Source organism: Thauera sp. GDN1, from assembly GCF_029223545.1.
In the GTDB taxonomy this organism is placed as follows: Bacteria; Pseudomonadota; Gammaproteobacteria; order Burkholderiales; family Rhodocyclaceae; genus Thauera.
Map to the genome: position 1 here is coordinate 1,345,116 of NZ_CP097870.1, position 19,128 is coordinate 1,364,243.

The following is a 19,128-nucleotide window of genomic DNA, read 5'->3' on the forward strand; positions in this document are numbered from 1 at the left end:
CTGATTGAGCAGACGTTCGCCGCGCTCACCGCTGAAGAGGTCATCGCCCGGCTCGACGCTGCTGACATCGCCAACGCGCATGCCAGCACGATGAACGACATCTGGACCCATCCTCAACTCAAGGCGCGAAAGCGCTGGACGACGGTGGACTCCCCGGTAGGCCCGCTGCCCGCCCTACAGCCTCCGGCGATGGGGGGCGATCATCCGGCGCGAATGGACCCTGTGCCCGCACTGGGGGGCCACACCGATGTGATCCTTGCCCAGTTGGGCTATGGTCACCGGATTGGCGAAATCCACAAGAAGAGGGTGGTGTAACGAATACCCGAAAAACTGATCTTGACGGGGCGTTCGTGGTCGTACCGGCGAGGCGTCATGTTCGCAACTGACGCGGAGCGGTCGAGTCTGGCGGAAGAGCTCTTCCGCCTGCACCAGGGCATCTTCGCGGGAGTGGAGCGGCAGGCGTTCGAGGACAAGGTCATCAATCCTCCTGCCCGCTGGACGCGGATACAGGTGATCCGCAGCGATGAAGATCGGGCGCTGGGCTAGTGCGCAGTGCATTTGTACGACATGTGGGTGCGTGCCCGCCACTACGTCGTGTTCAGGGCGGAGGCCGGCATCCGCTTGAACGGGTGTACTCCTTCTGCGCTTTGGTCCATCCGTCGAGCTACCATCTCCTGGCTCAGCGCTTCTGGGCGTTATACCCGAGCCATCGGCGGCCAACCCCGGTGCCCGTCCAGAGATTCATGTACGAACTGGCCGACACGTTCGGTGAGCCTCGGGTCGATCCCGATGATCCCGCCATCCGGCAAGTCGGGTGGATCACCCGCGACAGCGAGGATGAGACCGCCTTCTGGCACGCGAGCGACAAGGCCGACGTCCAGCTCTTCCTGCGACTCAATCCCGGCTATCGAGAGGGGCATGGACTCGTGACCCTCGTTCCGCTCACCTCGGGGAACCTGATCCTCACCACTGTACGCATCGCGAAGCACAGGCTGTTCGAGAGTTCGCCGACCACATCCTGCAGGCGATGAGCTGCCGGCTTTCGATCACATCCTCGAAGCGCTGAGCTGAGCGAGACACGATCCTGAGGGTTGTGTCGGGCTCTTGGACAGGATGGTCTATCTTGTCTAATTGGATGGCGTGCACCCGGGGGCTACCCACCCGCATGGGCGTGCTCACGACACGATGGCGGACGACCGTCGTCGAACGGCACCGCCCGGAAAGGGGGCATCTCCGCAAACGGAAGCAGCCGAGCGCTTGCTGGCATTCCGGACACTCCAGCCGTGTGACGCAAGATGGCCTCCGAATGCGGCATGCTCTCAGGAGGCGTGGATGGACGACCGCAGGATTTCATCGGACGAACCGCATCAGCCCTTGCCCCAGGCTCCCGCCAGCGCGGCGGGGAGGGTGCGTGAGCAGCTGGAGGCGATCTATCGGAACGAGTCGCGCCGGATGTTCGCGACGCTGGTTCGCCTGCTCGGCGACTTCGACCTCGCCGAGGAAGCACTGCACGACGCCTTTCGTGTCGCGCTCGAGCAATGGCCGCACGAGGGCGTGCCGGCAAGCCCGCGCGCCTGGCTGGTGTCGACCGGCCGCTTCAAGGCCATCGACGGCCTGCGGCGGCGCGCACGCTTCGATTTCGTCGAGGACCTCGATGACCGTCCCGACCCGGCGAGCGACGAGGCGGCCGACGACGCGGGCGTCGAGGACGACCGCCTGCGGCTGATCTTCACCTGCTGTCATCCGGCGCTGTCGCCCGAGGCGCAGGTGGCGCTGACCTTGCGCGAGGTGTGCGGCCTCACCACCGAGGAGATCGCGCGCGCCTTCCTCGTCACCCCGCCCGCGCTCGCGCAGCGTATCGTGCGCGCCAAGGGCAGGATACGCGACGCGGGCGTGCCCTATGAAGTGCCGCCGCCGGCCGAGCTGCCGGCCAGGCTCGAGAGCGTGCTGCGGGTGATCTACCTGGTGTTCAACGAGGGTTACTCGGCATCGGCCGGCGAGTCGCTGACGCGCGCCGAACTGTCGGGCGAGGCGATCCGGCTCGGCCGGCTGCTTGCCCAGCTGCTCCCCGAGCCGGAGTCGATCGGCCTGCTTGCGCTGATGCTGCTGCAGGAGTCGCGTCGCGAGACGCGGACGACTGCGGAGGGCGATCTGGTGCTGCTCGACGCGCAGGACCGTTCGCGCTGGAACCGGGCGCTGATCACCGAAGGCACGGCACTGGTCGAGCGCGCACTGGTTTCGGGCCGTGCCGGTCCCTATGCGCTGCAGGCGGCGATCGCGGCCGTCCATGCCGAGGCGCCCAGCGCCGCCGCGACCGACTGGGCGCAGATCGTCGCCCTCTACGATCTGTTGCTGGGGCTCGCTCCGTCGCCGGTGGTGGCGCTGAACCGCGCCGTCGCGGTGGCGATGCGCGACGGGCCCGCAGCCGGGCTGGCTGTGGTCGAGGCGATCCTTGCCCGCGGCGACTTGGCCGACTATCACCTCGCGCATGCCGCCCGTGCCGATCTGTGCCGGCGCCTGGGCCGGACCGAGGAGGCGAGGGCGGCCTACCGACGTGCGCTCGAGCTGGTCCGGCAGGCGCCCGAGCGTCGCTTTCTCGAGCGGCGGCTCGCCGAACTACCGGCGTGATGTCGCCGGCGCGATGTCGCCGACCTGATGTCGATCTCGCGGCGTGCCGTTCGACCAGGGGTACGGAAGCCGCAACCGAACACGATCCGCGAAGGAGAAAAGCGATGAAATACCTCTGCCTGATCTGTGCCGAGAAGGTGATGGAGCAGATGCCCCGCGCCGAGGCCGACGAGCACTTCGAGGAGTACCGTGCGTTTACCGACGCCATCCGCCAGAGCGGCCATTACCTCGGCTGCAACCGCCTGCTGCCCCCCGATGCCGCCACCACCGTCCGGGTGCGCAACGGCCGCGTTTCGGTCACCGACGGGCCGTGGGTCGAGACCAAGGACCAGCTCGGCGGCTACTACCTGATCGAGGCCCGGGACCTGAACGAGGCGATCCAGGTGGCGTCCCGCATCCCGGGGGCCAGGTTCGGCTGCGTCGAGGTGCGGCCGGTCGCGGAGGATCAGCGGACGCTGCAGGCGCTGGGGTTCGTTGCGCCGGAGGCCGCCCGTTGAATCGGCGAACCGGTGTCGATCTGGCGACTTGCCGATCGACCAGCAGGTGAACGCACCCGTTTCACCCACACCAAGGAGAGCCGTCATGGACACCCCATCCACCCTCGCACGCACCGAGACCGAGCTGCGCAGCCAACTGGAGGACTGGGCGCGCGCAGTTCGCGCCAAGGACATCGAGCGCATCTTCGCCCATTACGCGCCGGACATCGTCGCCTTCGATGCCATCGCGCAACTGCAGTTCAAGGGCGCGGACGCCTACCGCAAGCATTGGGAAACCTGCATGACGATGTGTCCCGGGCCGATGATCTTCGAGCTCCACGAGCTCCAGATCACGGCAGGCGAGGAGCTCGCCTTCGTCCACGGCCTCAACCGCTGTGGCGGCACGGGACCGGACGGCAAGGAGATGTCGGGCTGGATGCGCATGACCGTCTGTCTTCGGAAGCAGTACGGCACCTGGCGGGTCGTGCATGAGCACTTCTCCGCCCCGTTCGATCCGCAGAGCGACAAGGCGCTGTGGCTGGAGCCCTGACACCCTCCAACCAGACAGGAAAGGAGAGACCATGCACAAGAACACGATCTGCCTCTGGTTCGACAGGGATGCCGAGGAGGCTGCCCGCTTCTACGCCGCGACCTTTCCCGACAGCGGCGTGACGGCCGTCCATCGCGCACCCGCCGATTACCCGTCCGGCAAGGCCGGTGACGTGCTGACGGTGCTGTTCACGGTCGCGGGCATTCCCTGCCTGGGGCTCAACGGTGGCCCGGCGTTCCCGCACACCGAGGCCTTTTCGTTCCAGATCGCGACCGACGACCAGGACGAGACCGACCGCTACTGGAACGCGATCGTCGGCAACGGCGGTGCAGAGAGCGCCTGCGGCTGGTGCAAGGACAGGTGGGGCGTTTCCTGGCAGATTACTCCGCGCGTGCTGACCGAGGCGCTGGCGGCAGGCGGCGAGGAGGCCAGGCGCGCCTTCGAGGCCATGATGACGATGCGCAAGATCGACGTCGCCGCCATCGAGGTGGCGCGGCGGGGCTGAGCGCGGTGGTCGGTTCGAACCGCATCGAGGTCGACTACATGCGCATTCCGCTGAAGCACGCGTGTTCCTGCCGGCCGTGCCGATGATGCTGGTCGAGAAAGCGCTGGATTCATGTCGGGGAACCGGCCTGGCTGCTGCCGGTGCCTGCCGAGCTTGTCCCCAGTCGATGGGGACAGAGGTGTGGGAGAGCTTGTGGATAAGTTCGCCAACCCCTTGCGGGACTGGCCGATTCGGCAGTTGCCCAATATTTGAGCGATGCCCCGTTCTTCAAGGGGTATGCGGCTCGATGGCGAACTTGCTTGCCTTCGAGCCCCGGAACGCTCAGCTCCCGTTTCGCCACGGCAGGGGCGGCGCCACGAGTCGCGGCGCCTGGCCATCGCCGACCGTTCCGAATCGTGGGGCGCCCTGTTCCCAATCGGCCTGCGCCTGCGCGATGCCGGCCTTGTCGAAACCGACGAAGTTCCACCACATCAACACCGGCTGCTCGAACGGCTGGCCGCCCAGGAGCAGGGCACGGGAGCCTGCGCTCAGCGCGATGTGCAGTTCGCGCCGTCCCCTTCCGAGGTAGGCGAGCTCGTCGGCAAGGATGGTCTCTCCGTCGATCATCGCATCGCCTACGAGCGGCATCAGCCCGTACTCGAAATCCGCATCAAGGGTGAGCGTGAGCTCGCTCGCCTCGTCGCAGGCGATGTCGATGCCGACCAGCGGGGAATGCACGCGCGCTGGCGAGGCCCGCTGGCCGTGGCGACCGGCGAGCAGGGTCAGCTCGGCGCCGCCTTCGCGCCATTGGGGAAGCTCGGGGTAGTGGTGGAAGGCGGGTTCGCAATCCTTGTGCTCCGGGGGCAGGGCGATCCAGAGCTGCGCTGCGTGAAGCCGCTCGCCGTCGCGCAGCGAGTCCTCGGCATGGGCGATGCCATGTCCGGCGGTCATCAGGTTGACCTGGCCAGGGCGGATGATCTGCTGGTTGCCGAGGCTGTCGCGATGCAGGACCTCGCCCTCGATCAGCCAGGTGAAGGTCTGCAGGCCGATGTGCGGATGCGCGCCGACATGCATGCCCTTGCCGGGCTCGAATTGCACCGGGCCGGCATGGTCGAGGAAGCACCAGGCCCCGATCGTCCGCTGCTGGCGGTTCGGGAGGGTACGGCGGACGAGCATGCCGTCGCCCAGGTCGGCGCTGCGGGGCTGGATGCGTACGGGTGGAGTCATGATCGATGTCCTCGAGAGACGTTCTGGCGCGGGGGGCTGAGGGAATTCTAGTCGCCGAAGTCTGGCGGCCCCGCGATTCCGCTGCAGCGCTTGCGGCCGATTGATTCGCTTCAATTAGATAATTATCAATAGATGATGCTCGTCGGCGGACTAGGATGAAACCGGGATTCAAGCGGTCGGAGGGCTAAATGGATACCACGCGAAGCGGATGGCGCAAGGTGCTTGGTGGCGTGCTGATGGTGGCGGCGAGCACGCTTGCCGTCGCGGCGGTCGAGCCGGGGGCTACAGGTGTTGCGCCGATGCCTGCAGGCAAGGCAGCGTCGAAGAGCACCGCAGATCACAGCCGGTTCAAGGAGTTGCAGGGGCCGTTCAAGACCGGGGAGGACGTGACGAGGGCGTGTCTGTCCTGTCACACCGAGGCGGCGCGCCAGGTGATGGCGACGCGGCACTGGACGTGGGAATACGTGAACCCCGATACCGGTCAGAAGCTCGGCAAGAAGACCATGCTCAACGGCTTCTGCATCGGTGACCGTTCGAACGAAGCCTTCTGCCAGTCCTGTCACATCGGCTATGGCTGGAAGGATGCAAGCTTCGACTTCACTGCCGAGGACAAGGTCGACTGCCTCGCCTGTCACAACACCGGCGACTATCGCAAGCTCGCCGGCCTCGCCGGTCATCCGCCGTACCAGCGCATGGAGTTTCCGGCCAAGTCCGGAAAGTTCGTCGAGGCCACCGACCTCGCAAAGGTGGCGCAGAGCGTCGGCGCGACCTCGCGCCGCACCTGCGGCACCTGCCATTACTTCGGCGGTGGGGGCGACGGCGTCAAGCACGGCGACCTCGATACCTCGCTCAACAAGCCCAGCCGTGAACTCGATGTCCACATGGCGGCCGAGGGGCTCAACTTCACCTGCGCGACCTGCCACAAGACCGATCAGCACAAGGTCGCGGGCAGCCGGATCAGCATGACCGGCGCCGATCCGCATGGCGCGATCGTTCGCGGCGAGAAGACCGATCGTAATCCGGCGACGTGCCAGGCCTGCCATGGCGACCGGCCGCACGAGGGTGGTGCAGGACATGCGGCGCGCCTGAACGATCACGCCCGCACGCTGGCCTGCCAGACCTGCCACATCCCCGAGTTCGCGCGCGGTGGCGTGCCGACCAAGATGGGCTGGGACTGGTCGACCGCGGGCAAGCTGACCCCCGAGGGCAAGCCTTTCCAGCTCAAGGACGAGCATGACCACGTGATCTACGACAGCAAGAAGGGTGACTTCACGCTCGGCCAGAACGTCCGACCCGACTACGTGTGGTTCAACGGCAAGGTGACCTACACCCAGCCGGATACGAAGATCGACCCGAGCACGCGTGTCGCCATCAACACCTTCCACGGCACGCCGGGCGCAGCGGATTCGCGCATCTGGCCGGTCAAGACCTTCCACGGCAAGCAGCCCTACGACACCGAGCACCTGACCCTGCTGGTGCCGCACACTGCGACGCCTGACGAGACTGCCTTCTGGTACAACTTCGACTGGGCGAAGGCGCTCAAGACGGGGGCCGAGGCGACCGGTACGCCATACAGCGGCAAGTTCGGCTTCGTGCCGACCTCGATGCTTTGGCCGATCACCCATATGGTGGCACCCAAGGAAAAGGCGCTCGGCTGCATGCAATGCCACGCCGACGACGGCCGCCTGGCTGGTGTGCCGGGCGTGTGGATGCCCGGACGTGACCGCAACGAACTGCTCGACCGCATGGGTTTCGGCCTGGCCGGGCTGATGCTGCTGGGTGTGATCGGGCACGGCGGCATGCGATTCCTCATGCGCAACAAGCGCAAGCACGGCGGGGAGCACTGACATGAGCGAGCGTATCTATCTCTTTACACGCTTCGAGCGCTTCTGGCATTGGGCGCAGGCGGCGCTGATCATCACGCTGCTGTTCACCGGTTTCGCCATCCATGGCAGCCATTCGCTGATCGGCTTCCGCAAGGCGGTCGAAGTGCACGAGATCGCGGCCTGGTTGCTGATCGGGCTGTGGATCCTGGCGATCTTCTGGCACTTCACGACCGGCGCATGGAGGCACTACATTCCGACCGCTCAGAACATCGACCGCATGGTGCGTTACTACGCCTACGGCATCTTCGTCGGTGCGCCGCACCCCTACAAGGTCACCCTCGAGCGCAAGCACAACCCGCTGCAGCGCTTGGCCTACCTAGGGGTGAAGCTGGTGATCAATCCTCTGATCTGGGTGTCGGGGCTGGTCTATCTGTTCTGGGGCAGCCTGTACGGCAAGTTGCCCGCCGCGCTGGGGCTGGAGCAGGTTGCCACGCTGCATACGCTCGGCGCCTTCCTCATGCTGGTCTTCCTGATCATCCACATGTACCTGGCCACCGCCGGCCAAACCGTGTTCGCGCACATCAAGGCGATGATCACCGGCTGGGAGGATGTGCATGAAGACAGTCCGGCGCCCGGTGGCGGCACCCGCCCGCAGGGCTCACGCTCCTGAGCCGGATTGGCGGGCTGGGCTTCGACGCCCCGCGGCTGGTTCAGCGCGGGGCGTTTCCATGCGTAGGACTGCGCTGCAGAAAATCTCCCGGACCCGGCAGTCGCAATGCGGGGGCGGCGGTAGAATGCGACCCCTAGTAGCGCTTTTCGGCCGCGCTCGACGATTGTGTGCGGCCGACGGCGCTACTTATCCCCTTTTGCTTCCCTGAGCTCTACCCAAGATGATCCCCGAGCAAGCCGATACCGGCGCCGTCGAATCCCAGACTACCGATGCACCCGAAGAGTCGAAACGTCCGCGCGTCGAACCCCGGGCAATCCTCAAGCGCCTGCAGACCGAGTCGCCCGCCTTTCGCGACAACAAGCCGCTCGCGCTGAAGATCGACACGAGCATCCTCGAGCGCTATCCCGACCTCGACCGCAAGAGCCTGCGTATCGCCTTGCGCATGCATACCGCGTCGACCAAGTACCTCAAGTCCTTGGAGCGGGGCAGCGAGCGCTTCGACCTCGACGGCAAGCCGGCGGGAGAAGTGACTGAGGAACAGCGCCAGCACGCGGCAAGCACGCTCAAGGAACGCTTTGCAGCGGTTGCCAAGCAGCAGCGCGAGAAGCGCGAGGCCGACGAGGCCGAACGCCGCCGCGCCGAAAAGCTCAAGCAACTGGTGACCAAGTTCGGACGCTGAGCACGGCTGCGCGCATCAGCGCAGATCACGGCGAACGGCTTCGCCCCTCGCCATCCAGGCAAGCGCTGCACCTGCCACTGCGATGGCCAGTCCGCCGCCCGCGTGTCCCGTCCCGATCATCAGGCCTGCAAGCAGGCCGCAGGCCATGAGGCCTTTGAAGCCGATGGATGTCATGTCGCGCCTCCTGTTATACTGTACGAAGAACTGTATATATAAACAGTTATCGGCGCAAGCGATCGGACGCGGTCGTGCATGCGGTGTTGCGCTATAATTCGGCTCCGCCGCCGGCATAGCTCAGTTGGTAGAGCAGCGCACTTGTAATGCGAAGGTCGGGGGTTCGACTCCTCTTGCCGGCACCAGTTTTTCCTGGAGCCTCATGCGGCGCAAAAAATTCTTGCGTTATCGTCGTGGCTTGTATATAGTTCTGTTTCTCCGACGCGGGGTGGAGCAGTCTGGCAGCTCGTCGGGCTCATAACCCGAAGGTCGCAGGTTCAAATCCTGCCCCCGCAACCAAATTTATCAAGCAATTACGCCAATCCTCCGGGGTTGGCGTTTTGCTTTCCGGGGTCCGTTGCGCCCCCATTGCGCCCGCCGCGAGCAATCCGAATCAACGTCGAACACGGTCAAGGTGCGATGCAGACACCGCGCCGCCGGCCGCGCCCATCTCCCAGCCGCTCCATCGCGGCCGTGCTCCTCCAATCCCACGGCGGGGGATGAGCGCGGCGGCGGACGCCTGGTCGGCATGGTTCATGCATAACCCGGCCCTCGTGCGCGGCTCCTGCAGCGTCCTGGCGCGTTGGCGTGCGGTCCATCGCTTCCGCCAGCTCGCGGATGTCGTGCTCGACGACCTTCGGCGCGACCTCCAACGTTTTCCCGGAACCGGGCCACGGCTTTCGCGGTGGCGATGTCGCGCTTCTTCCCCGCGTCTTCGAGAAAGGTGGAAATATCTTCACCATTTCTAGGACGCCCAGGGCCTGCTAGCCGTTTCGCAATCGCTTCTGCCAGCGCCACCTTATCGTTGATCGTCGGCTCCTTTCGCTGGTCGTTCTCGTCGCGCTCGACCTTCAGTGCGTCGAGGTCGTCCAGGTCGAAGACGCTGGCGGAGATCGTCTCTCGCCCGAGCTGCCTCATCGCAGTCAGGCGGCGACCGTCGCGGCAGTCGGCGGGAAACTGCCCGGATTCTGGGTGGTTCCTGCTACGCCTTGAGCTGGGGGCATCGGCGTAAGTGCCTGATCCAGAAGCTGGCCGAGTCGAGCGTGCCAGGCCGCATCATGCCTCGAGCGGGCCGGAGCTGCATCTGGGAGCGCTGCAGGGCTCAGGTTGCTTGAAGAAGCTCATGCAGGGCCGCCAGTAAGGCGTCGGCGTGATCCCGTCCCTTCTTGGACGCCCGTATCTCCATGTGCCAGCGCGCACAAACCGAAACGAGTTCCTCGCGACTACTGGCGGACCTGATCTGATCATGGAGCGAGGCGCCCAGGACACCCAGATGGTGACGGGCGCTCTGTTGCATCAACAACTTCGCGCTTTCGAGGGCTCCCGCGTCCAGTTCCAAGGGAGGAAGCGCCCTCGACGCGACGGCCGTCTGCGCGCTATTCGAGCGTATCAAGTCCGCCTGCACAAGCGCATCGAGGATCTCCTCGACCTTCTGGACGCCGAGCAGCGTTGCCAGCTCGGCCGCATGGCGCCGGCCGTCGATCAGGATCAAAGCACGGCGTTGAATCGCAGGAAGGCGGAGCGATCGCTCGGACATCTCGAGGATGCCTGCAGCGGTTTTGGTGTAGATCGTGGCGCTGGTTGGCACGGCTGGCGGTTCTCATGGAGCAGGGCGGGGATGGGAGGACCGTAGCCCGGTCACATTACGGTCCGGTTGCGCGGCGGCGGCGGGGCGAATGGCGCCGTGACATCGGGCACGACTGCTGCGTAATGGGTACGAAAGTGATCATCGCTGCGTCTCTGGCAGCCTTGCTGCGAGCTCGAAGGGCGAGCTACGTCGCGATGCGACCTCCCTTGTCGTCCGGTCCGGCTGACGATCAAACGCTTTGCGCAACATTCGCACGTTTGTTAGAGTGTGCGAATGAAACCCAACGTCACCAAGTCCTCCCTCTACGAACATGTCGCCCGCATCGGCAAGGCGCTGTCCAGCCCGAAGCGGCTCGAACTCGTCGAACTTCTCGCCCAGGGCGAGAAGACGGTGGAGACGCTCGCGCAGCAGGCTCGCATCGACATGCGGCTGGCGAGCGCCCACCTCAAGGCGCTGCGCGAGGCGCGCCTGGTCGAGAACCGGCGCGAGGGCAAGTTCATCCACTACCGCCTGAGCGGCCAGGACGTCGCCGAGCTGTGGCTCAACGTCCGCGACGTGGCCGAGGCCCATCTGCTGGAACTGCGCCTCGCGCTCGCGCAGATGAGCGCCGCCCCGGACCTGCTCAGTTCCGAGAGTCGCGAGTCCCTGCTCGCCAAGGCGCGCAGCGGCGACATCGTCGTCATCGACGTGCGGCCCGAATCCGAATACGAGGCGGGGCACCTGCCGTTCGCACGCTCGATGCCGCTGGGCGAACTGGAGCGGCGGCTCGCCGAACTGCCGGCCGGCAAGGAAGTGGTCGCCTACTGTCGCGGCCCGTTCTGCGTCATGTCCGACGAGGCGGTCGCCTTGCTCCGCGAGCGCGGCTTCACCGCCCACAAGATCACCGACGGCGTCACCGAATGGCAGGCGGGCGGGCTGCCGGTCGAGCGCTGATTCCCCATCTGCCACCAAGAGCAGCACTGCAGCGAGGAGACAACCCATGAAGAAGAGCATCACATTCGCCCTGATGGGTGCCGTGTTCAGCCTGTCGGCCGTGGCGGCCGATGTGTCGATGGCCGTACCCGGTGCACAGACCACCGCCGGCCAGAAGGTGCTGACCTTCATCGCCAAGGACCCGCCCGGCCAGCGCTGCAACGGCAACCTGCAGGTGGCGGCCGAGATCGCCAACACCTACCGCGTGCCCATCCAGCTGCTGCCCTCGAGCCTGGCGAAAGGACTGCCCGCGCCGGCCGTGTTCTACGGCAACCAGCTGATCGTCGCCGATGGCAAGGAACACAAGGGCGCGGCCAGCTACCAGATCGTCGCCGACGTGCTCGACCTGGAAGGGGTGGCCAGGCAGGACAAGTCCGGCCTGCTGTTCCAGGACACCGTGCGCCGCGACTTCGACACCCTGAAGGCCACGATCAAGTCGGGCGGCAAGTAATCCCATCGATTGGCGGGAGTCGATCATGAACACCCTCTTCATCCTCAACGACGCCCCCTATGGCACCGAGCGCAGCTACAACGGCCTGCGTCTGGCGCGGGCGCTGGGCAAGCTCGACGGCGAGACGGTACGCGTCTTCCTGATGGGGGATGCGGTCGCCTGTGCCAAGACCGGGCAGAAGGTGCCCGAGGGCTACTACAACGCCGGCGACATGGTGCGCATGGTGGGTGGTGAGGTGGCCTTGTGCGGCACCTGCATGGACGCGCGCGGCTATGCCGACGAGGACGTCGTGCCCAATGCGCGTCGCAGCACCCTCAAGGAGCTGGCCGACTGGACGGCCGCCGCCGACAAGGTGCTGGTGTTCTGATCGTTCCCGCACAAAACAAGCAAACGAACACACGGAGACAAACAGGATGCCCTTCAAGCTGATTCGCGCCACCGCCGTCGCGCTGGCCGTCATCGCGTCGCCCGCCATGGCCAACGAGCAAGCCGTCGACGAGATGGCTGGCTACCTGGATTTCGTCGAGTACGGCGGCGGCGTCATCTTCGCCGAGCAGATCCCGCGCGAGGACTGGTCGCGCTTTCACGTCATCGATGCGCGCGATGCCGGCCAGTTCGCCAAGGACCACATCCCCGGTGCGATCAATCTGGAATGGCGCCGCGTGCTCGCCGAGCGCGACAGCATCCCGCGCGACAAGCCGGTGCTGATCTACTGCAACACCGGCAGCCTGTCGGCCCAGGCCGGCTTCGCACTGCGCGTCGCCGGTTACGAAAACGTCCGCATCCTGCAGGGGGGCTTCGAGGAGTGGAGGGCCAAGGGCGGTTTCGACGCGGCGAGCAAGGCGACGGGTCAGGCGAAGCACTGAGGCTTTCATGAAAGGGCGCGAGAGCGGCATGCCGGAGGAGGCCTACTGGGCCTCGTTCTTTGATCCTCAGGCTGTGCTGGAACGGCTGTGGTTACCGCAGAACAGCCGCTGCAATGTGCTTGAGTTCGGCTGTGGCTACGGCACCTTCACCTTGCCGGCGGCAAGCTGCACGCGCGGCAAGGTGACGGCGCTCGATATCGAGCCGGACATGGTCAGTCTCGTCGCGCGGCGGGCGCAAGACGCCGGCCTGACGAATGTCCGTGCCGAGGTCCGTGACTTCGTCGAGCGAGGCACGGGGGGGCCCGATGGTTCGCAGGGTCACGTCATGGTCTTCAACCTGCTGCACATCGAGGACCCGCTCGCCCTGCTGCGCGAAGCTCAGCGGATTCTTCAGCCTGGAGGCTCGCTGTCGGTGATGCACTGGCGCAGCGACATCGAAACGCCACGCGGGCCGCCGCTGGCGATTCGCCCCAAGCCCGAGCAATGTGCTGGCTGGCTGTCCGAGGCCGGTTTCGATGCGCTTGTCCACGTGCATCTGGGGCAGAGCGCGCCGTATCACTATGGCCTGGTCGCGCAACGGCCGATGTGCTGAGGACGTGGACTGGGGCCCCCTACGAACGGCGGATGATCGCTTGCGGGGACGCTGCTTCTGTCAGGAGGCGAGTCGCGAAACCTTGAATCCCGCAGGCTACGATGACTGGCATGACAGCGAACGCGGATGCTGGATCGGCGAGGTCGAGTACCGGCTGCTCCTCAACGAGTTCGCACCTCACAATGAGATTGCGCGTTTTTTGCGTGTCCGCTGCCGGAGATGGTCCGCGGGCTCGGTTGCCCAGTCTGATGGCTTGCGGCGGTTGGATCAATGTGATGAAAAGTATGTTTTATCGCGATTGTTGTTGACGTTCTTTCTGTAGCGTATAGAATGCGCACCTCTTTCGCAGCACAGCAAACGAATCAACCGGGCGCTGAGTTGGGTGAAAAAAGTTTTCCGGATGTTTTGCTGCAGTGAATGCGGCGCTCTTTAAAAAGTTGAACAACCGATAAGTGTGGGTGCTTGGTGGTTGTGGTCGGATCGTTTCGGCGATTTGGTTTCACAATGATTAGGTGCTCATGCTGATATAAGTCAGTTATTTGAGTGCTTTGCTGGATTGAACTTAAGAGTTTGATCCTGGCTCAGATTGAACGCTGGCGGCATGCTTTACACATGCAAGTCGAACGGCAGCGGGGGCTTCGGCCTGCCGGCGAGTGGCGAACGGGTGAGTAATGCATCGGAACGTGCCCATGTCGTGGGGGATAACGTATCGAAAGGTACGCTAATACCGCATACGCCCTGAGGGGGAAAGCGGGGGATTCTTCGGAACCTCGCGCGATTGGAGCGGCCGATGTCGGATTAGCTAGTAGGTGAGGTAAAGGCTCACCTAGGCGACGATCCGTAGCGGGTCTGAGAGGATGATCCGCCACACTGGGACTGAGACACGGCCCAGACTCCTACGGGAGGCAGCAGTGGGGAATTTTGGACAATGGGCGCAAGCCTGATCCAGCCATGCCGCGTGAGTGAAGAAGGCCTTCGGGTTGTAAAGCTCTTTCGGCCGGGAAGAAATCGCGCGCTCTAACATAGCGCGTGGATGACGGTACCGGACTAAGAAGCACCGGCTAACTACGTGCCAGCAGCCGCGGTAATACGTAGGGTGCGAGCGTTAATCGGAATTACTGGGCGTAAAGCGTGCGCAGGCGGTTTTGTAAGACAGATGTGAAATCCCCGGGCTTAACCTGGGAACTGCGTTTGTGACTGCAAGGCTAGAGTACGGCAGAGGGGGGTGGAATTCCTGGTGTAGCAGTGAAATGCGTAGAGATCAGGAGGAACACCGATGGCGAAGGCAGCCCCCTGGGCCTGTACTGACGCTCATGCACGAAAGCGTGGGGAGCAAACAGGATTAGATACCCTGGTAGTCCACGCCCTAAACGATGTCGACTAGTCGTTCGGAGCAGCAATGCACTGAGTGACGCAGCTAACGCGTGAAGTCGACCGCCTGGGGAGTACGGCCGCAAGGTTAAAACTCAAAGGAATTGACGGGGACCCGCACAAGCGGTGGATGATGTGGATTAATTCGATGCAACGCGAAAAACCTTACCTACCCTTGACATGTCTGGAACCTTGCTGAGAGGCGAGGGTGCCTTCGGGAGCCAGAACACAGGTGCTGCATGGCTGTCGTCAGCTCGTGTCGTGAGATGTTGGGTTAAGTCCCGCAACGAGCGCAACCCTTGTCACTAGTTGCCATCATTTAGTTGGGCACTCTAGTGAGACTGCCGGTGACAAACCGGAGGAAGGTGGGGATGACGTCAAGTCCTCATGGCCCTTATGGGTAGGGCTTCACACGTCATACAATGGTCGGTACAGAGGGTTGCCAAGCCGCGAGGTGGAGCCAATCCCTTAAAGCCGATCGTAGTCCGGATCGTAGTCTGCAACTCGACTACGTGAAGTCGGAATCGCTAGTAATCGCAGATCAGCATGCTGCGGTGAATACGTTCCCGGGTCTTGTACACACCGCCCGTCACACCATGGGAGTGGGTTTCACCAGAAGTAGGTAGCTTAACCTTCGGGAGGGCGCTTACCACGGTGAGATTCATGACTGGGGTGAAGTCGTAACAAGGTAGCCGTATCGGAAGGTGCGGCTGGATCACCTCCTTTCAAGAGAACAGGCCACTGTTCCATCAAGTATCCACAACTTATCGGTTGTTCAGGCGAAGAGCCTCGGATGAGAGGGTCTGTAGCTCAGCTGGTTAGAGCACCGTCTTGATAAGGCGGGGGTCGTTGGTTCGAACCCAACCAGACCCACCAATCAATTGGTTGCTCGAAGCAGTGGGGGGCTGTAGCTCAGCTGGGAGAGCGGCGGCTTTGCAAGCCGTAGGTCGTCGGTTCGATCCCGACCAGCTCCACCAGTCGTGTCCAAGGCTCGAGACGAGAAGTAAGAGATGACGCGCACCGGTGTCGGTGTCGGTATCTCTTACTTCTTGAACGGCAGCGTAGCTGCCGGTCATTGAGGTTCGCTCTTTAACAAAGTGGAAGAAGTGCAGTACGTACCGAGCCGGTGCGTACTGCAAGTTGTGTGATTGCATTGGTCACATCACCGTTGTCAGCAGTGGTGTGGCCGCACAAACGAGTTCGTTCCTGTACGCGGGCCTTCGGGATGGCAACATCGAAGAGGGTCCAAGGTTATAGGATCAAGCGACTAAGTGCATGTGGTGGATGCCTTGGCGATCACAGGCGATGAAGGACGTGTAAGCCTGCGAAAAGCGTGGGGGAGCTGGCAATAGAGCTTTGATCCCACGATGTCCGAATGGGGAAACCCACCCCGCAAGGGGTATCCCAGACTGAATACATAGGTCTGAGGAGGCGAACCGAGCGAACTGAAACATCTAAGTAGCTCGAGGAACAGAAATCAACCGAGATTCCGCAAGTAGTGGCGAGCGAACGCGGAGCAGCCTGCACGACTAAACCATCAGCTTAGCAAAACGGTCTGGAAAGTCCGACGATACAGGGTGATAGTCCCGTATGCGAAAAGCCGGTGGCGGGTCTGAGCGTGCGACAAGTAGGGCGGGACACGAGAAATCCTGTCTGAAGATGGGGGGACCATCCTCCAAGGCTAAATACTCGTGATCGACCGATAGTGAACCAGTACCGTGAGGGAAAGGCGAAAAGAACCCCGGGAGGGGAGTGAAATAGATCCTGAAACCGCATGCATACAAACAGTGGGAGCCTCGTAAGGGGTGACTGCGTACCTTTTGTATAATGGGTCAGCGACTTACGTTCTGTAGCGAGCTTAACCGAGTAGGGGAGGCGTAGCGAAAGCGAGTCTGATAAGGGCGACTGAGTTGCAGGGCGTAGACCCGAAACCGGATGATCTATCCATGGCCAGGATGAAGGTGCCGTAACAGGTACTGGAGGTCCGAACCCACTAACGTTGAAAAGTTAGGGGATGAGCTGTGGATAGGGGTGAAAGGCTAAACAAATCCGGAAATAGCTGGTTCTCCCCGAAAACTATTTAGGTAGTGCGTCGTACGGACACTTGCGGGGGTAGAGCACTGTAATCGTTGGGGGGGTCATTGCGATCTACCCCGCGATAGCAAACTCCGAATACCGCAAAGTGATATACGGCAGACAGACATCGGGTGCTAACGTCCGGTGTCAAGAGGGAAACAACCCAGACCGCCAGCTAAGGTCCCAAATGCATGGCTAAGTGGCAAACGAGGTGGGAAGGCACAGACAGCTAGGAGGTTGGCTTAGAAGCAGCCATCCTTTAAAGAAAGCGTAATAGCTCACTAGTCGAGTCGTCCTGCGCGGAAGATGTAACGGGGCTCAAGCCATGAACCGAAGCTGCGGATGTGTCTTTGACACGTGGTAGGGGAGCGTTCCGTAAGCCTGCGAAGGTGTCTCGTAAGGGATGCTGGAGGTATCGGAAGTGCGAATGCTGACATGAGTAGCGATAAAGGGTGTGAAAAGCACCCTCGCCGTAAGCCCAAGGTTTCCTGCGCAACGTTCATCGGCGCAGGGTGAGTCGGCCCCTAAGGCGAGGCAGAAATGCGTAGTCGATGGGAAACAGGTCAATATTCCTGTACCGCTCTATGATGCGATGGGGGGACGGAGAAGGTTAGCTCGGCCATCTGTTGGAATAGGTGGTTTAAGCGTGTAGTCGTGCCGCGTAGGCAAATCCGCGTGGCTTAGATGAGGCGTGATGACGAGGATCCTCGGATCCGAAGTGAGTGATACCCAGCTTCCAGGAAAAGCCTCTAAGCTTCAGTCATAGAGTGACCGTACCGCAAACCGACACAGGTGGGCTGGTAGAGAATACCAAGGCGCTTGAGAGAACTCAGGAGAAGGAACTCGGCAAATTGATACCGTAACTTCGGGAGAAGGTATGCCCCTCGTACGTGAAAGCCCTCGCGGCTGGAGCGGAAAGGGGTCGCAGAGAATCGGTGGCTGCGACTGTTTATTAAAAACACAGCACTCTGCAAACACGAAAGTGGACGTATAGGGTGTGACGCCTGCCCGGTGCCGGAAGGTTAAGTGATGGGGTGCAAGCTCTTGATCGAAGCCCCGGTAAACGGCGGCCGTAACTATAACGGTCCTAAGGTAGCGAAATTCCTTGTCGGGTAAGTTCCGACCTGCACGAATGGCGTAACGATGGCCACACTGTCTCCTCCTGAGACTCAGCGAAGTTGAAATGTTTGTGAAGATGCAATCTCCCCGCGGCTAGACGGAAAGACCCCATGAACCTTTACTGTAGCTTTGCATTGGACTTTGACGGGACTTGTGTAGGATAGGTGGGAGGCTATGAAGCCAGGACGCTAGTTCTGGTGGAGCCGTCCTTGAAATACCACCCTGGTGTCGTCGAGGTTCTAACCCAGGCCTGTGAATCCAGGTCGGGGACCGTGCATGGTGGGCAGTTTGACTGGGGCGGTCTCCTCCCAAAAGGTAACGGAGGAGTACGAAGGTCACCTAGGTACGGTCGGACATCGTACTGATAGTGCAATGGCAAAAGGTGGCTTGACTGCGAGACCCACACGTCGAGCAGGTGCGAAAGCAGGTCATAGTGATCCGGTGGTTCTGTATGGAAGGGCCATCGCTCAACGGATAAAAGGTACTCTGGGGATAACAGGCTGATTCCGCCCAAGAGTTCACATCGACGGCGGAGTTTGGCACCTCGATGTCGGCTCATCACATCCTGGGGCTGTAGCCGGTCCCAAGGGTATGGCTGTTCGCCATTTAAAGTGGTACGTGAGCTGGGTTTAAAACGTCGTGAGACAGTTTGGTCCCTATCTGCCGTGGGCGCTGGAAGTTTGAGAGGGCCTGCTCCTAGTACGAGAGGACCGGAGTGGACGCACCCCTGGTGTACCGGTTGTGACGCCAGTCGCATCGCCGGGTAGCTATGTGCGGAAGAGATAACCGCTGAAAGCATCTAAGCGGGAAACTCGCCTCAAGATGAGACTTCCCCGGGGCCTCGAGCCCCCTGAAGGGTCGTTGAAGACCACAACGTTGATAGGCCGGGTGTGTAAGCGTGGCAACACGTTCAGCTAACCGGTACTAATTGCCCGTGTGGCTTGATCCTATAACCTTCAAAACAAAACGAACTCGACTCTCTGGTTCAACAAAACCAGACAATCACACAACACTTCTTCCTACTTTGGCCTGCGATACCGCGCAGGTGACAAGTCAAAGTCTGACGACCATAGCCGTGTGGAACCACCCCTTCCCTTCCCGAACAGGACCGTGAAACACCCGTGCGCCGATGATAGTGAGGTCCGCCCTCGTGAAAGTAGGTCATCGTCAGACTAACCCACAAAACAAACGCCCTGAGCGCCCAACCGCAATCAGGGCGTTTGGCCGTACACGCAAACGGAAACCGCGCACGAAGGAGTACAAGATTGACGAGGTCTTGCGTTCTACCAAGGTACCGAAAGGTCCGAGGGAGACATGTGCTCGCTGACAGAGACTGCGTG

At 62.5% G+C, this 19,128-nt stretch carries 17 protein-coding genes, 4 tRNA genes, 3 rRNA genes and 1 pseudogene; 22 read left to right on the top strand and 3 right to left on the bottom strand.

Annotated elements, in window-relative coordinates; translation table 11 throughout:
- Positions 1-45: 45 nt before the first annotated feature.
- The 7 genes and pseudogenes from CKCBHOJB_RS06080 to CKCBHOJB_RS06110 form a co-directional block, all read left to right on the top strand.
- Positions 46-315 (top strand): annotated as a pseudogene (locus CKCBHOJB_RS06080) (CoA transferase); the annotation flags it as partial.
- A 57-nt stretch (positions 316-372) separates the two neighbouring features.
- Positions 373-546: a hypothetical protein gene (locus tag CKCBHOJB_RS06085; RefSeq protein ID WP_281051111.1), complete on the top strand. Its 174-nt coding sequence runs from the start codon at positions 373-375 to the stop codon at positions 544-546.
- 197 nt (positions 547-743) lie between these two features.
- On the top strand, positions 744-1,031 hold the full coding sequence (locus CKCBHOJB_RS06090; protein WP_281051112.1) for a hypothetical protein: 288 nt from the start codon (positions 744-746) through the stop codon (positions 1,029-1,031).
- A gap of 376 nt (positions 1,032-1,407) precedes the next feature.
- Positions 1,408-2,628, top strand: coding sequence for an RNA polymerase sigma factor (locus CKCBHOJB_RS06095; protein WP_281051113.1), 1,221 nt, complete (start codon positions 1,408-1,410; stop codon positions 2,626-2,628).
- A gap of 104 nt (positions 2,629-2,732) precedes the next feature.
- Positions 2,733-3,125, top strand: a complete 393-nt coding sequence (locus CKCBHOJB_RS06100) for a YciI family protein (RefSeq protein WP_281051114.1) — start codon at positions 2,733-2,735, stop codon at positions 3,123-3,125.
- 85 nt (positions 3,126-3,210) lie between these two features.
- Positions 3,211-3,654 (top strand): nuclear transport factor 2 family protein, encoded by a 444-nt coding sequence (locus CKCBHOJB_RS06105; RefSeq protein WP_281051115.1) that lies wholly within the window; start codon positions 3,211-3,213, stop codon positions 3,652-3,654.
- 31 nt (positions 3,655-3,685) lie between these two features.
- Complete coding sequence (locus CKCBHOJB_RS06110; protein ID WP_281051116.1) at positions 3,686-4,159, top strand: VOC family protein; 474 nt, start codon at positions 3,686-3,688, stop codon at positions 4,157-4,159.
- 321 nt (positions 4,160-4,480) lie between these two features.
- On the opposite strand, the gene CKCBHOJB_RS06115 is transcribed toward CKCBHOJB_RS06110, so the two are convergent.
- A complete protein-coding gene (locus tag CKCBHOJB_RS06115) occupies positions 4,481-5,365 on the bottom strand; it encodes a pirin family protein (RefSeq protein WP_281051117.1) in 885 nt (294 codons plus the stop codon).
- Positions 5,366-5,553: 188 nt separating this feature from the next.
- Here CKCBHOJB_RS06115 and CKCBHOJB_RS06120 point away from each other — a divergent pair, with 188 nt between their 5' ends.
- The 3 genes from CKCBHOJB_RS06120 to CKCBHOJB_RS06130 all read left to right on the top strand — a co-directional run bounded on the left by CKCBHOJB_RS06120 (position 5,554) and on the right by CKCBHOJB_RS06130 (position 8,540).
- Positions 5,554-7,212, top strand: a complete 1,659-nt coding sequence (locus tag CKCBHOJB_RS06120) for a tetrathionate reductase family octaheme c-type cytochrome (RefSeq protein WP_281051118.1) — start codon at positions 5,554-5,556, stop codon at positions 7,210-7,212.
- A gap of 1 nt (position 7,213) precedes the next feature.
- Positions 7,214-7,861: a cytochrome b/b6 domain-containing protein gene (locus CKCBHOJB_RS06125; RefSeq protein ID WP_281051119.1), complete on the top strand. Its 648-nt coding sequence runs from the start codon at positions 7,214-7,216 to the stop codon at positions 7,859-7,861.
- A 220-nt stretch (positions 7,862-8,081) separates the two neighbouring features.
- Entirely contained in the window at positions 8,082-8,540 is a 459-nt protein-coding gene (locus tag CKCBHOJB_RS06130; protein ID WP_281051120.1) for a ProQ/FINO family protein, read from the top strand.
- 15 nt (positions 8,541-8,555) lie between these two features.
- On the opposite strand, the gene CKCBHOJB_RS06135 is transcribed toward CKCBHOJB_RS06130, so the two are convergent.
- Entirely contained in the window at positions 8,556-8,714 is a 159-nt protein-coding gene (locus tag CKCBHOJB_RS06135; protein WP_281051121.1) for a hypothetical protein, read from the bottom strand.
- 109 nt (positions 8,715-8,823) lie between these two features.
- Here CKCBHOJB_RS06135 and CKCBHOJB_RS06140 point away from each other — a divergent pair.
- Together CKCBHOJB_RS06140 and CKCBHOJB_RS06145 are read left to right on the top strand one after the other, a co-directional pair.
- Positions 8,824-8,899 (top strand) — tRNA-Thr (locus tag CKCBHOJB_RS06140).
- Positions 8,900-8,976: 77 nt separating this feature from the next.
- Positions 8,977-9,053 (top strand) — tRNA-Met (locus CKCBHOJB_RS06145).
- Between the two features lie 802 nt (positions 9,054-9,855).
- Here CKCBHOJB_RS06145 and CKCBHOJB_RS06150 read toward each other — a convergent pair.
- Entirely contained in the window at positions 9,856-10,341 is a 486-nt protein-coding gene (locus CKCBHOJB_RS06150) for a hypothetical protein (protein WP_281051122.1), read from the bottom strand.
- A 273-nt stretch (positions 10,342-10,614) separates the two neighbouring features.
- Here CKCBHOJB_RS06150 and CKCBHOJB_RS06155 point away from each other — a divergent pair, with 273 nt between their 5' ends.
- The 10 genes from CKCBHOJB_RS06155 to rrf all read left to right on the top strand — a co-directional run bounded on the left by CKCBHOJB_RS06155 (position 10,615) and on the right by rrf (position 18,961).
- On the top strand, positions 10,615-11,274 hold the full coding sequence (locus CKCBHOJB_RS06155; RefSeq protein WP_281051123.1) for a metalloregulator ArsR/SmtB family transcription factor: 660 nt from the start codon (positions 10,615-10,617) through the stop codon (positions 11,272-11,274).
- A gap of 46 nt (positions 11,275-11,320) precedes the next feature.
- Positions 11,321-11,764, top strand: a complete 444-nt coding sequence (locus CKCBHOJB_RS06160; protein ID WP_281051124.1) for a hypothetical protein — start codon at positions 11,321-11,323, stop codon at positions 11,762-11,764.
- A 25-nt stretch (positions 11,765-11,789) separates the two neighbouring features.
- On the top strand, positions 11,790-12,131 hold the full coding sequence (locus tag CKCBHOJB_RS06165) for a DsrE family protein (protein ID WP_281051125.1): 342 nt from the start codon (positions 11,790-11,792) through the stop codon (positions 12,129-12,131).
- 46 nt (positions 12,132-12,177) lie between these two features.
- Complete coding sequence (locus CKCBHOJB_RS06170) at positions 12,178-12,630, top strand: rhodanese-like domain-containing protein (protein ID WP_281051126.1); 453 nt, start codon at positions 12,178-12,180, stop codon at positions 12,628-12,630.
- Positions 12,631-12,637: 7 nt separating this feature from the next.
- Positions 12,638-13,222, top strand: a complete 585-nt coding sequence (locus CKCBHOJB_RS06175) for a class I SAM-dependent methyltransferase (RefSeq protein WP_281051127.1) — start codon at positions 12,638-12,640, stop codon at positions 13,220-13,222.
- 558 nt (positions 13,223-13,780) lie between these two features.
- A 16S ribosomal RNA gene (locus tag CKCBHOJB_RS06180) occupies positions 13,781-15,319 on the top strand.
- A gap of 73 nt (positions 15,320-15,392) precedes the next feature.
- Positions 15,393-15,469 (top strand) — tRNA-Ile (locus CKCBHOJB_RS06185).
- A 25-nt stretch (positions 15,470-15,494) separates the two neighbouring features.
- A tRNA-Ala gene (locus tag CKCBHOJB_RS06190) sits at positions 15,495-15,570 on the top strand.
- Between the two features lie 280 nt (positions 15,571-15,850).
- Positions 15,851-18,737 (top strand): 23S ribosomal RNA (locus CKCBHOJB_RS06195).
- A 110-nt stretch (positions 18,738-18,847) separates the two neighbouring features.
- A 5S ribosomal RNA gene (rrf, locus tag CKCBHOJB_RS06200) occupies positions 18,848-18,961 on the top strand.
- Together the 16S, 23S and 5S rRNA genes with 2 tRNA genes alongside form the textbook arrangement of a ribosomal RNA operon.
- Positions 18,962-19,128 lie beyond the last annotated feature (167 nt).